The 12,480-nt window shown below is 71.0% G+C and carries 10 protein-coding genes; 5 read left to right on the top strand and 5 right to left on the bottom strand.

Annotation, left to right across the window (positions count from 1 at the left end):
• The first annotated feature begins 66 nt into the window (after positions 1-66).
• The 4 genes from OG844_RS36205 to ybaK all read left to right on the top strand — a co-directional run bounded on the left by OG844_RS36205 (position 67) and on the right by ybaK (position 4,240).
• Entirely contained in the window at positions 67-1,668 is a 1,602-nt protein-coding gene (locus OG844_RS36205; RefSeq protein ID WP_406389418.1) for an oxidoreductase, read from the top strand.
• A gap of 223 nt (positions 1,669-1,891) precedes the next feature.
• The gene (locus OG844_RS36200; RefSeq protein ID WP_406389419.1) at positions 1,892-2,926 is read left to right on the top strand and encodes a hypothetical protein; all 1,035 of its coding nucleotides are present in this window, start codon (positions 1,892-1,894) and stop codon (positions 2,924-2,926) included.
• A gap of 11 nt (positions 2,927-2,937) precedes the next feature.
• Positions 2,938-3,723, top strand: a complete 786-nt coding sequence (locus OG844_RS36195) for an LON peptidase substrate-binding domain-containing protein (RefSeq protein WP_406389420.1) — start codon at positions 2,938-2,940, stop codon at positions 3,721-3,723.
• 16 nt (positions 3,724-3,739) lie between these two features.
• Positions 3,740-4,240 (top strand): Cys-tRNA(Pro) deacylase, encoded by a 501-nt coding sequence (ybaK, locus tag OG844_RS36190; protein WP_406389421.1) that lies wholly within the window; start codon positions 3,740-3,742, stop codon positions 4,238-4,240.
• A 34-nt stretch (positions 4,241-4,274) separates the two neighbouring features.
• Here the strand turns inward: ybaK and OG844_RS36185 are convergent, their stop codons facing one another.
• The 4 genes from OG844_RS36185 to OG844_RS36170 all read right to left on the bottom strand — a co-directional run bounded on the left by OG844_RS36185 (position 4,275) and on the right by OG844_RS36170 (position 8,295).
• Positions 4,275-5,003, bottom strand: coding sequence for an ABC transporter permease (locus tag OG844_RS36185; protein ID WP_406389422.1), 729 nt, complete (start codon positions 5,001-5,003; stop codon positions 4,275-4,277).
• 54 nt (positions 5,004-5,057) lie between these two features.
• Positions 5,058-5,903 (bottom strand): ABC transporter permease, encoded by an 846-nt coding sequence (locus tag OG844_RS36180; RefSeq protein ID WP_406389423.1) that lies wholly within the window; start codon positions 5,901-5,903, stop codon positions 5,058-5,060.
• Positions 5,904-5,934: 31 nt separating this feature from the next.
• Entirely contained in the window at positions 5,935-6,918 is a 984-nt protein-coding gene (locus OG844_RS36175; protein WP_406396062.1) for an ABC transporter ATP-binding protein, read from the bottom strand.
• Positions 6,919-7,035: 117 nt separating this feature from the next.
• Positions 7,036-8,295 carry an NYN domain-containing protein gene (locus OG844_RS36170; RefSeq protein WP_406389424.1) on the bottom strand — a complete coding sequence of 420 codons (1,260 nt, stop codon included), beginning with the start codon at positions 8,293-8,295 and terminating at the stop codon, positions 7,036-7,038.
• 269 nt (positions 8,296-8,564) lie between these two features.
• Here OG844_RS36170 and OG844_RS36165 point away from each other — a divergent pair, with 269 nt between their 5' ends.
• Positions 8,565-8,744 (top strand): hypothetical protein, encoded by a 180-nt coding sequence (locus OG844_RS36165; RefSeq protein ID WP_329212048.1) that lies wholly within the window; start codon positions 8,565-8,567, stop codon positions 8,742-8,744.
• A gap of 78 nt (positions 8,745-8,822) precedes the next feature.
• On the opposite strand, the gene dnaE is transcribed toward OG844_RS36165, so the two are convergent.
• Entirely contained in the window at positions 8,823-12,362 is a 3,540-nt protein-coding gene (dnaE, locus tag OG844_RS36160) for a DNA polymerase III subunit alpha (RefSeq protein WP_406389425.1), read from the bottom strand.
• Positions 12,363-12,480: the final 118 nt, after the last annotated feature.

The following is a 12,480-nucleotide window of genomic DNA, read 5'->3' as shown; positions in this document are numbered from 1 at the left end:
CCGTCACACAGAGGGAAGAACGGTTGTACGAAGCGCGGGACGAGCTGCGCAGGCGGAGGTATTTCAGTGACCGAGCCGCACGACGGCGACATCCCGGACGGGCTCAGCGCGGCGGAGCTGGGCATGTGGCAGTCCTTCCGTAACGGCACCACCTACGATCTGCGCTCCCACGACGCGGTGCGCGACGATCCGTTCGCACCGCACATCTGGGGGCCGGAGCGGAGTGTCGGCGCCCGGACGGTGGCGCGGCTGCTGCTCAGCGGGCCGCCCGCGCGGCCGGGGCGGGTGGCCGCGCTGAAGCTCCGTGGTGTGCGCATCACGGGGAAGCTGGACCTGGCGGGCGGCCGGGTCGCCCCGTACGTGGAGCTGACGGGCTGCCGCTTCGAGCAGGAGGTCGTGTTGCCCGAGTGCTATTTCACGACGCTGCGCATGGTGGGCTGCGCGGTGCCGAGACTGGACGCGGCCCGGCTGCACACGGAGGGCGACCTGCACCTGCCGCGCTGCCGGGTCGACCGCGGCATCAGGCTGACCGACGCCCAGATCGGCACGGATCTGCTGATCAGCCAGATCAGCGTCGGCCCCGACCGGCGCGGCCGCGCCTTCGTGGGCGACGGGATGTCGGTGGCCCAGGACCTCCAGGCGGAGATGATCGAGACGCGTGGTGAGCTCAGCCTGCGAGGGGCCAAGGTCGGCGGTTCGCTGAGCCTGCGGGGCAGCCGGCTGCGCGCGACGGACGGGCGGCGGGCGCTGAACGCCCCGCAGCTGAGCGTGGAGCGCACGCTGTACATGACCGAGGCCTGGGTGAGCATCGACACCGGGAACCAGGGCACCACTCCCCCGTTCGGCATCATCCGGGGCATCACCCCGGCGCGTGGGACCCGCGCGCAGGTCTTCGAGTGCCGGGGCGCCGTACGGCTCGACGACGGGCGTTTCGGGGACGCGGTGGACCTGCACAAGGCCCGCTTCGTACTGGCGCAGCACGAGGAGCTGTCGTTGCGCCGGATCGTCACGCCCGAGCTGCGGTTCAACGCGGAGCGCCCGCAGGAGGGCAGGGTCGTACTGAACGGCGCGCGGGTCGTCACGCTGATCGACCTGTCGACCAGCTGGCCCGGCCCCGGCGGGCTGGCGATGGGCGGTTTCGTCTACGAGAACCTCGTCCCCTACGGCCACTTCCCGCTCTCCCGGCGCCTGGAGTGGGTGCAGGCCGCGACGCCGGAGTACGTGCCGGAGCCGTACGAGCGCCTCGCCACGGTGCTCCGCAACTGCGGCGAGGACGCGGACGCCCGCGAGGTGCTGCTCGCCAAGCAGCGGCGCCGGCGCGAGACGCTGCCGCCCGCGGCCAGGCTCTGGGGCTATCTGCAGGACTGGACGGTGGCGTACGGCTACCGGCCGGGGCGGGCCGCGGTGTGGATGGCGGTGCTGTGGGCGGCGGGCGCGGTGGCCTTCTCGCAGTACCACCCGGCGGCGATCAAGGCGGAGGAGCATCCGCAGTGGAACGCCCCGCTGTACGCACTGGATCTGCTGGTTCCGGTGATCAATCTCGGACAGGACGGCTACTGGCGGTTGGAGGGCGGCTGGCAGTGGGCCGCGGCCGTCCTCGTCATGCTGGGGTGGATATTGGCCACGACGGTGGCGGCGGGCGCCTCCCGGATGCTGCGTCGCGGCTGACCGGAGGGCCTCCTCCGATCCGGCCGGATCTCCGGCGGACACAGTGATCGAATGGCCTGTCGAGCCACGGCCGCACGGTCGGCTCTTCGCAACAGGACAGTCGGAATCAGGCCGGGCGGAGCCGTTTCCTTTACCCTTTCTTGACCCCTTCCAGGGCAACCCTTCCACTCCCTACAGAAGCTTCACAGTGGCCCTCTGGCGCCGCCCCCACCAGGGCTTTTCAATGGTCTGCACCATGGCTTCCCTCCGCGCGATGCTGACTTCCGCGTGCACGCTCCGACGCAGCCCCGGGCTGTCGGCCGGTCTGCCCGCGGACGACACCGTGCTGCTCGACGCCCCCGACGAGCGGCTGTCGCCCGCTCTGGTGGCCGCCGCCCTCGGAGAGTTCGAACCCGCGGCCAAGCTCCTCGCCACCACCCGGGACGCCGCCGAGTGGGAGATCCGTGACCGCTGCCTCGCCCGCCTGGTGACCTTCGCCCGCAACCGCGACGGCTGGCTCACCGACTGGCTGGCCGCCGCACCGCGCGACCCGGACGCCCTGCTCGTCAAGGCCGAACTGGCCGTACGCCGCGCCTGGGAGTCCCCCGCCCACGCCGAGCTGCTGCGCGAGGTGGCCCCGCAGATCACGGCGGCGGCCGAGGCCGATCCGCGCGACCCGGTGCCGTGGCGGCTCGCCCTCGACCACGCCCGTGGCACGCACGCCGGCCACACCGCATTCGAATCGCTGTGGGAGCAGGCGGTACGGCGCTCGGCGCACCACTACGGCTGCCATGTCGCCGCGCTCCAGTACCTCTCCGCCGCCTGGTACGGCTCGCACCGCGAGTGCTTCGACTTCGCCGAGCGGGCGGCGGAGGACGCCGCGCCGGACTCCCTGGTGCAGGCCCTCCCCGTACGTGCGGCCTTCGCGCTCCTGCACGACGAGAGGGCAGCCCGGCGGACGAACTCCGTGCAGGAGGACCGGATCGACGCGGCGGCCGATCTCGCGATCTCCCTGTCGGCCGCCTATCCGCCCGGCGATCCGTGGACCGCCGAGGTCCGCAACCTCCTCGTCCATGTGCTGGTCGCACGGGGCAGGTGGGCGGAGGCGCTGGAGCAGTTCGAGCTGATCGGACGGTATGTGACGTCGTTCCCGTGGGCGTCCGTGTCCGAGGATGCGCTCAGTGGATTCCTCGACGCGAGAGCGGACGCGCGGCTCCGGGTGACCTCTTCCACACCCTTGCGGGGCCGGGCCGGACACGGCGGGCTCCGCGGCCATTAGGCTTGACCGTTGTGACCACCGCTCGTCTCCCCCTGTTCCCGCTGAACGCGGTGCTGTTCCCCGGCCTCGTGCTGCCTCTCAACGTCTTCGAGGAGCGTTATCGCGCCATGATGCGTGAGCTGCTCGAGATCGACGAGGACGAACCGCGCCGCTTCGTCGTGGTCGCGATCCGCGACGGCCGCGAGACCGCCCCCACGGCCACCGGGATGCCCGACGCGGTCGCCGCGGCCGGCCCGGTCGAGCGCGCCCCGGCGGACGGATTCGGCCCCGACCCGATCCAGAGCTTCCACCGGGTCGGCTGCATCGCCGACGCGGCGAAGATCCGTGAGCGCGCCGACGGCAGCTTCGAGGTCCTCGCGACCGGCACCACCCGGGTCAGACTGCTCTCCGTCGACGCGAGCGGCCCCTATCTGTCGGCCGAGGTCGAGGAACTGACCGAGGATCCGGACGACGGGGCGGCCGACAGCGGCGTCACGAAGGCCGAGGAAGAGGCCGGCGCGCTCGCCGAGGGTGTCCTGAGGGCCTTCCGCAGCTACCAGAAGCGGCTCGCCGGGGCCAATGAACGCTCCCTGACGACGGGTGCGGACCTGCCGGACGATCCGTCCGTCGTCTCGTACCTGGTGGCAGCCGCGGCCGTTCTCGACATCCCGTCGAAGCAGCGGCTGCTCCAGGCTCCGGACACCGCGACCCGGCTGCGCGAGGAGCTGACGCTCCTGCGCAAGGAGACCGCGGTCATCCGGCATCTGCCGTCGCTGCCCGCGATCGACCTGACCCGCGGACCCACACACCCCAACTGACCCGAGGACCCTGCCGGTGGCTAAGAAGGCCAAGAAGCAGCAGCCCGGCGGCACCCCGGCCACGGTCGCACTGACCGCGGCGGGCACCGCGTTCACGGTCCGCTCCTACGATCACGACCCGGCGTCCCCGTCGTACGGCGAGGAGGCGGCCGAGGCGCTCGGCGTCCCGCCCGACCGGGTGTTCAAGACGCTGGTCGCCGATGTCGACGGTGAACTGGTCGTCGCGGTCGTCCCCGTCGCCGGGTCGCTGGACCTCAAGGCACTGGCATCGGCGGTGGGCGGCAAGCGGGCGGCGATGGCGGACCCGGCGGCGGCCGAACGCACGACGGGCTATGTGCGCGGCGGCATCTCCCCGCTGGGCCAGCGCAAGCGGCTGCGTACGGTCATCGACGCCTCGGCCCGGACGCACGCGACGATCTGCGTGTCGGCGGGCCGGCGGGGCCTGGAGGTCGAACTGTCGGCGGACGACCTGGCGGTACTGACGAACGCCGTACTGGCCCCGATCGGCCGCGGGTAGCTCCTGGGCCCGTCCGCCGGCCGGAGCCGCACCGCTACGACTGCTTCGGCCCCTCCGTAGCCCCGCCGTCGGGCCACTGCCCTCCGGCAGGACCCGCCGCGGGGCCGGCGGCGGGACCGGCGACGGGCCGGTCCGCCCCGTAGCCGGCATCCCACTCCGGCTCGGGGTCCCGCGGCCCGAACAGTGCCGTCAGGCCCAGGTGCACGGCCATCGCCGCAACCGGCCAGGCGAGCATCCCCGCCCCCACCGCGTGCAGCTCCAGCGGCGCGTCGAACGTCACGCCCTTGCCGACCTCCTTGGCATGGGCGACCACATCCGACGTCGGCCCGAACCACGTGCCGATCCCCCACGCCAGCAGAGAGCCGAGCAGTCCGCCCAGGGCGAGCGAGACCACCGGCGCGATCCCTCCGCGCCTGCGGAAGAGGAAGACGGCGGCGGCCGACACGAGGCCGAACGCGAGCGCCAGCAGTACGAACGTGCCGTCCGCCCCGATGGCCTCCTCGCCCTCGCTGTTCTTGAGGAACACCGCCGTGTCGTCGGAGACCAGCGGCACGCGGGGCGCCAGCCACAGCCACAGCAGTCCGAGTGCCGCACCGGCCACCGTCAGCAGCCCGGTGACCACGGCGGCCTGCCGCACTTCGGCCACGAGATCGGTCCCGTGCGGCGGCTCCTGGCCGCCGGGCGCGGCATGGGATCCCGACGGCGTGGCCTGCCAGGGATCATCGGACGGGGGCTGGTGAGGCGGCGTCAACGGTGCGGTCACGCTGCCATCGTGCCAGGCCCCCCGGCGCGCCGCCTCACCGGTCCGCCGGCAGGGCTACCGGACCGCCGCCCGCCGGTACGCCCAGGTCGCCACGGCCAGGGACAGGACACCGACCACCGCGCACACCCCGAGGTCGAGGGCGACGACCGCCCAGTCCGGGTGGGCGTCGAAGGACCGGGCCAGCGCCTCGACCCCGTACGTCGAGGGCAGCAGGTCGCGGGCCCATCCCACCGGCCCCGGCAGCCGGTCGGCCGGCAGCACGCCGAGCAGCAGCGCGGCGGACATGCCCAGCTGACCGAGGAGCGTCGCGAGTTCCTGCCGCGGCGCCAGCAGCCCGAGCGCGGCGCCGAGCCCCGAGAGCGCGGCCCCGGACAGCGGAATGACGGCGACGAGCACCCACAGGTGGGTCATGGGCAGCCCGAACAGCACGCTTCCCGTGACCGCCGTGACGATCGTGCCGGGCACGGTGAACGAGGCGTACGCACCCGCGGCCCCCAGCACCACCGCGGCGGGCGGCACCGGCAGCGTGGCGTAGTGGTCGAGACCGCCGTCCGCCCGCAGCCGGCCGAAGTACTGGGCCAGCAGGTTCAGCGCCACGAAGGCCACGACGAGCACGCTGGACCCCGCGACCACGGCTCGCGCCTCGGCGCCGCCGTCGACGACGCCCCGCATGAGCACCATGATTCCGATGGACTGGAAGGTCGCCACGAACAGCAGCGGAATCCGGGCGACCCTCGCCCTCGACAGCTGTGCCCGGTACACGGCGGCCAGCGCGGGCAGCAGCCGGGCCCGCGGGGCGAGGGGTGCCGGGGCGGTACGGGCGGGCATGCCCGCAGCCGACCGTCCGTCCGCCGGCCGGGACACCTTTTCCGCGGACTCCACAGGAAGGATGCTCGTCACCTGGCGCTGCTCCCCTTCGACACGTTCATGATCACGCCTTCACCAGTCCCTCGGCCGCCTTCGCCGCATCCCCGCCCAGCGCCAGATAGACGTCCTCCAGGCTGGGTGTGGCCAGGGTGAAGTCGTCCAGCGAGGAGAACGCCGCCCCGCCGGTCACCGCGGCGACCGCGGCCCGCGCCTCGTCCGGCACCAGCCGCAGCACCCAGCGGCGCCCGGACTCCTGGGCGGAACCACGCAGCGCGGCCACCTCGGGGACGTCCAGCGGCGCCCTCTCGCGCCACACCAGCTCGACCCGGACCTCGCCTGCCACCTGCTCCTTGAGCCCGGCCGGGGTGTCGCAGGCGATGACCTTGCCGCGCTCCATGACGGCGACGCGGTCGAGTACCGTCTCCGCCTCGATCACATTGTGGGTGACGAGCAGCACCGTGGCACCGTTCTCGGCACGGCGCCGGTCGACGGCGGACCACACCGCGCGCCGGGCGACGGGGTCCATGCCCGTGGTCGGCTCGTCGAGGACCAGGACGGGGCGCTCCCCGACCAGTGCGGCCGCGAAGCAGGCGAGCCGCCGCTGGCCGCCGGACAGGTTCCTCAGGGGCCGCCCGGCAAGCTCGGTGAGGCCCAGTTCCTCGAGTACGGCATCGCGCTCGGCCCGCGCCGCACGCGCCGGCATGCCCCTCAGCCGCCCGGTGGTCTCGGCCGCCAGGGACACCGTCAGCTCGTCCAGGGCGGTGGACTCCTGCCCGAGGTACCCGATGAGCCGGGAAGCGCGTTCGGGGTGGCGCACGAGATCGTGCCCCAGCACCTCGACACTGCCGGAGTCCGGGCGCATCAGCCCCGTGAGCTGGCGCACGAGCGTGGACTTGCCCGCGCCGTTGGGCCCGAGCAGCCCGAAGATCTCACCGCGCCGGACGTCGAGGCTGATCCCGTCGGTCGCCCGCACCTCGGGGGTGCCGGCCCGGCCGCGTCGGCCGCGGACGGCGGGATAGGTCCTGACCAGATCACGCACCGCGCACACGGTCCCGGTCCCGGTCTGTGCCTGTGCTGTGCCCGTACTCACGAGGTACGAGAGTACGGGGTCGGATGCCCCGGATTGCGCCCGGGGCCGGGCAGGGCCGTGCCGCTGCCGCCGCGCCTACTCCGCCACCGGGGCCGGCTCCGCGGCGGCCCGCACATCGATCTCGCGCCAGAAACCCGCCCGGATGGCGTAGCGGTCGTGCTCGTCGATCTGGTCGTCCTTGTGGGCGAGCAGCCCGAAGCGTGCCGCGTAGCGCAGCAGTTCCCCGTCGATCCGGTGCGGGATGCGCGGGTACATGGTGGCGAGCTTCTGCAGGTGAACGGTCTCCGGCAGCCGCTCCATCCAGCGCCGGGCGAAGACCTGGCCGACCTCGAAGGGGTCTCCGCCGACGGTGGTGATGTCCTCCTCCCGGTCCGCCCAGCGCTGTTCGGCGCTGGTCAGTTGGGCCAGGGTCGGCAGGGACGCGGTCTCCGCGGGTTCGCCGAGGGGTCCGCCGCGCTCCACCCAGCCCCGGTCGGACGACCAGCGCAGGGTCGCGTTGGGGACGGGCTGCTGTACGGGGTGCGGGGCGGCCGGCGCGCCAGGGGCACGCAGGCTGGCCAGGTCCTTGGGGGTGGGGACGCCTTTGTGGCCGGCGGCGGGCGGCGGGTGTGCGGCGGCCTCGCCCGCCGGTGTGCCGTTGCCGTTGCGGGCCGCGGCGGCCTGGGCCTCCGACGCCCGCTCGGCCGAGGCGGCCAGCGCGGCCTCGGGCAGCGGGGCGGAGAGGATCGCTGCGATCTCGGGGCGGGGGACGGGCGGCGGCGCGCACACACCGCCCATCTCCTTGGCCCGTACGGCCTTGGTGATCCAGGCCCGGTCGAGCACCCGGCGTTCGTCCGCCTCGGCGACGAGGTCCTCGGACTGGTTGTAGTCGCCGTCGGCGGCCTGGACGGCCCAGAGGTGGACGGCCACGCCGTGTTCCTTGGCGGACATCAGTCCGGGCAGCAGGTCGCCGTCCCCGGTCACGAGCACCACATCGGAGCAGGCGCGGTTTCTGGCCAGTTCGGTGAGCTCCGCGTGCATCGCCGCGTCGACGCCCTTCTGCGCCCACCGTCCGTCACTGCGGGTGAGGGCCCCCAGCCGAACGGTCACGCGCGACATCACCCGGAGCCGGCGGTGTTCGGGCTGGGGTACGCGGTCGGGGGCGCCGTCGAACCAGTAGATCCGGAGCAGGGGCTGTTCCGTGTCGGCCTCTGCGCGCTCGCGCAGTCCCTGGATCAGGGCGGCGTGGTCGACGGTGATGCGGGAACGGGCGGGTTCTCCGGCCAGCAGACTCGCGGCTGCGCCCAACAAGTAGCCGGCGTCCACCAGGACGACGCAACGGTCCACGCGTTCCACCCTCTTCCAGGTTTCGGGAACGGATCAGCGGGCCCGGTCATGAGGGTGGGTCCGCTTGCTCGGGGTTCGCTTACTCAGGGTTTCCTTCGAGTCTGCCCGACCGTACGAGGGTTAAGGTCCGGAACTCGATCATCGGCGTGGCGGATCCGGGAAACGGCGCATGATACCGCCCGGACTACGCTGGGTAATGATCCAACATGCGGCTTATGGGGTGGTATGTGAGTCTGACATCGGTCCTGGCCCCGAGATTCCCCACAGGAGGCATCACCATGGCCAAGAACAAGAACCGTAAGCAGGGCAGCCAGCACGACCGCGCGTCCGCCGCGGAGCGTGGTGCGGAGGAGGCGAAGTCGACGGCCTACGAGTCGCAGACCCAGCCGCAGTCGCAGGCCCAGGGCAGCCCTTCTGATGTTGCCCGTAAGCACCAGCGGCGCTTCGGTCACAACTGACGGTTCCTTAGGGCCGACAGGCCGAGAGGGGCGCCCCGCCACTGGCGGGGCGCCCCTCTCGCAGGTCCGGGCGGGCTGTCAGCCGGCCAGGCAGGACGGACCGAGCAGCACCTTCAGGTCACCGAAGAGCGCCGGATCGGGCTTGACGCGGTGCCGGTCGAGCCGCAGCACCGTGGTCTTGCGGGGGCCCTGGAGCCTGATGCGCACCTCGGTGTCGCCCCGGTGGCTGCTCAGGACCTCGCCGAGCCGGCTGACCATGGGCGGGGTGATCTTGACCGTGGGGATGGTCAGCACGACCGGCGCATTGGTCCCGGCCGACGAGATGTCGGGAACCTGCATCTCCATGGCGACGAGACGGGGTACGTCCTCGCGCTTGTCGAGGCGTCCCTTGACGAAGACGACGGTGTCCTCGACGAGCTGGGTGGAGACCAGCTGGTAGGTGGCGGGGAAGAACATGCAGTCGATGGAGCCCGCCAGGTCCTCGACCGTGGCGATGGCCCAGGCGTTGCCCTGCTTGGTCATCTTGCGCTGGAGCCCGGAGATGATGCCGCCGATGGTGACGATCGCACCGTCGGCGTGCTCTCCCCCGGTGAGCTGCGAGATCGCGGCGTCGGACTTGTCGGACAGCACGTGCTCGATGCCGAAGAGCGGGTGGTCGGAGACGTAGAGGCCGAGCATCTCCCGTTCCTGTGCGAGCAGGTAGGACTTCTCCCACTCGATGTCGGAGAACTCCACGTCGAGGCCGAAGCCCGGCTCGTCGCTCTCCGCCTCGCCCATGCCGCCGAAGAGGTCGAACTGACCCTCGGCCTCCTTGCGCTTGACCTGCACCACGTTGTCGATCATCGGCTCGTGGTGGGCCACCAGGCCCTTGCGGGTGTGGCCCATCTCGTCGAAGGCGCCTGCCTTGATGAGCGACTCGACGGTGCGCTTGTTGCAGACGACCGCTTCGACCTTGTCCAGGAAGTCCGGGAAGCTGGAGTACTTCCCCTTCGCCTTGCGGCACCGGATGATCGAGTCGACGACGTTCTGGCCGACGTTCCGTACGGCGGTGAGACCGAAGAGGATCACGTCGTCGCCCTGGGCCGCGAAGTTCGACTCGGACTCGTTGACGTTGGGCGGGAGCACCTTGATGCCCATGCGGCGGCACTCGTTGAGGTAGACCGCGGACTTGTCCTTGTCGTCCTTGACGGAGGTGAGCAGCGCGGCCATGTACTCGGCGGGGTAGTTCGCCTTGAGGTACGCGGTCCAGTAGGTGACCAGGCCGTACGCGGAGGAGTGCGCCTTGTTGAACGCGTATCCGGCGAACGGGACCAGGACGTCCCACAGGGCCTTGATCGCCGCGTCGGAGAAGCCGTTCTTCTTGGCGCCCGCCTCGAAGAGGACGAAGTTCTTCGCGAGCTCGTCGGCCTTCTTCTTGCCCATAACGCGGCGCAGGATGTCGGCCTCGCCGAGCGAGTACCCGGCGACGATCTGGGCGGCCTTCTGTACCTGCTCCTGGTAGACGATCAGGCCGTAGGTGAGCCCGAGGACCTCCTTGAGGGGCTCCTCCAGCTCCGGGTGGATCGGGGTGATCTCCTGCCGGGCGTTCTTGCGCTCGGCGTAGTTCGTGTGGGAGTTCATTCCCATCGGGCCCGGCCGGTACAGGGCCGAGACGGCGGAAATGTCCTCGAAGTTGTCGGGCTGCATCTGGCGCAGCAGCGAGCGCATCGGCCCGCCGTCGAACTGGAACACCCCGAGCGTGTCACCGCGGCACAGCAGCTCGTACGTCTTGGGGTCGTCCAGCGGGAGCGCGAGCATCTCCAGGTCGACACCCTTGTTGGCCTTCACCATCTTGATGGCGTCGTCCATGATCGTCAGGTTGCGCAGGCCCAGGAAGTCCATCTTGAGCAGGCCGAGCGACTCGCACTGCGGGTAGTCCCACTGCGTGATCGTGACGCCGTCGGTGTGCCGCACCCAGATCGGGGCGTGGTCGACGATGGGCTCGCTGGACATGATCACGCCGGCCGCGTGCACACCCATCTGCCGGACGAGGCCCTCGACGCCCTTCGCCGTGTCGATGACCTTCTGGACGTCCGGCTCGTTCTCGTACATCCCCCGGATCTCGCCCGCCTCGCTGTAGCGCGGGTGCTTCGGGTCGGTGATGCCGTTGAGGTCGATGCCCTTGCCGAGGACGTCGGCGGGCATGGCCTTGGTGAGGCGGTCGCCCATCGCGTACGGGTAGCCGAGGACGCGGGCGGAGTCCTTGATCGCGTTCTTGGCCTTGATCTTGCCGTAGGTGCCGATCATGGCGACCTTGTCGGCGCCGTACTTCTCGGTCACGTACCTGATCACTTCGACGCGCCGGCGCTCGTCGAAGTCGATGTCGACATCGGGCATGGAGACACGCTCGGGGTTGAGGAACCGCTCGAAGATCAGTCCGTGCGTGATCGGGTCGAGGTCGGTGATGCCCATGGCGTACGCGACGATCGAACCGGCGGCGGAGCCTCGGCCGGGGCCGACCGCGATGCCGTTGTTCTTGGCCCACATGATGAAGTCGGCGACGACGAGGAAGTACCCCGGGAACCCCATCTGGATGATGATGTCCATCTCGTACTCGGCCTGCTTCTGCCGGTCCTCGGGGACACCCCCGGGGTAGCGGCGGCCCATGCCGACCCGGACCTCTTCCTGGAACCAGGTGATCTCGGTGAAGCCCTCCGGGATGTCGAACTTCGGCATCAGGTCGCGCTTCTCGAACATGCCCGCGGTGTCGATCTGCTGCGCGACCAGCAGGGTGTTGGCGCAGCCCTGCTGCCAGGCGTCGGAGGAGTCGACGCCGTACATCTCGTCCGTCGTCTTCAGGTAGTAGCCGGTGCCGTCGAAGCGGAAGCGGTCCGGGTCGGAGAGGTTCTTGCCGGTCTGGATGCACAGCAGGGCGTCGTGCGCCGTCGCCTCGCTGGCGTAGGTGTAGTGCGAGTCGTTCGTCACGAGCGGCGGGATGTTCAGCTTCTTGCCGATTTCGAGGAGCCCGTCACGGACCCGGCGCTCGATCTCGATGCCGTGGTCCATCAGCTCCAGGAAGTACCTGTCCTCGCCGAAGATGTCCTTGTAGTCGGAGGCCGCCTGGACCGCCTCGTCGAACTGTCCGAGCCGCAGCCGGGTCTGCACCTCGCCGGAGGGGCATCCGGTGGACGCGATCAGGCCTTCGGACCACTGGGAGATGGTCTCCCTGTCCATACGCGGCCACTTCTGCAGCCAGCCCTCGGCGTACGCGTCCGAGGACAGCTTGAAGAGGTTGTGCAGCCCGGTGCTGTTCGCCGCCCAGATCGTCTTGTGGGTGTAGCCGCCGGATCCGGACACGTCGTCGCGCTTCTGGTGCGGCTGGCCCCACTGGACCTTGCGCTTGTGCTTGCGCGACTCGGGGGCGACATAGGCCTCGATCCCGATGATGGGCGTCACCCCGGCCTTCTTCGCCGAGTGGAAGAAGTCGTAGGCACCGTGGAGGTTGCCGTGGTCGGTCATCGCGATGTGCGACATGCCCATCTCGTTGCACGCCTCGAACATGTCCTTGAGCCGCGCGGCACCGTCCAGCAGCGAGTACTGGGTGTGGACGTGCAGGTGCGTGAATGGCGGCTTGGTCACGGCGCGGTGCCTCCGGGAAAACTGGCGATGACGGCTTGGGGGGACAGCGGGGAAGTCTACGTCTTGGAGGTGACAGGCGACGGGCACTCCGGGGTACGGTCGCGCGTTGGAAGGGCGG

The sequence above is a fragment of the Streptomyces sp. NBC_00887 genome, from assembly GCF_045207585.1.
The sequence above is the reverse complement of the archived record's forward strand: the minus strand, read 5'-3'. Positions and strand labels throughout refer to the sequence as shown.

Coding starts and splice junctions, on each gene's coding strand:
- OG844_RS36200 (WP_406389419.1), top strand. CDS start 1,892: ATGGTCTGCACCATGGCTTCCCTCCGCGCGATGCTGACTTCCGCGTGC.
- OG844_RS36165 (WP_329212048.1), top strand. CDS start 8,565: ATGGCCAAGAACAAGAACCGTAAGCAGGGCAGCCAGCACGACCGCGCG.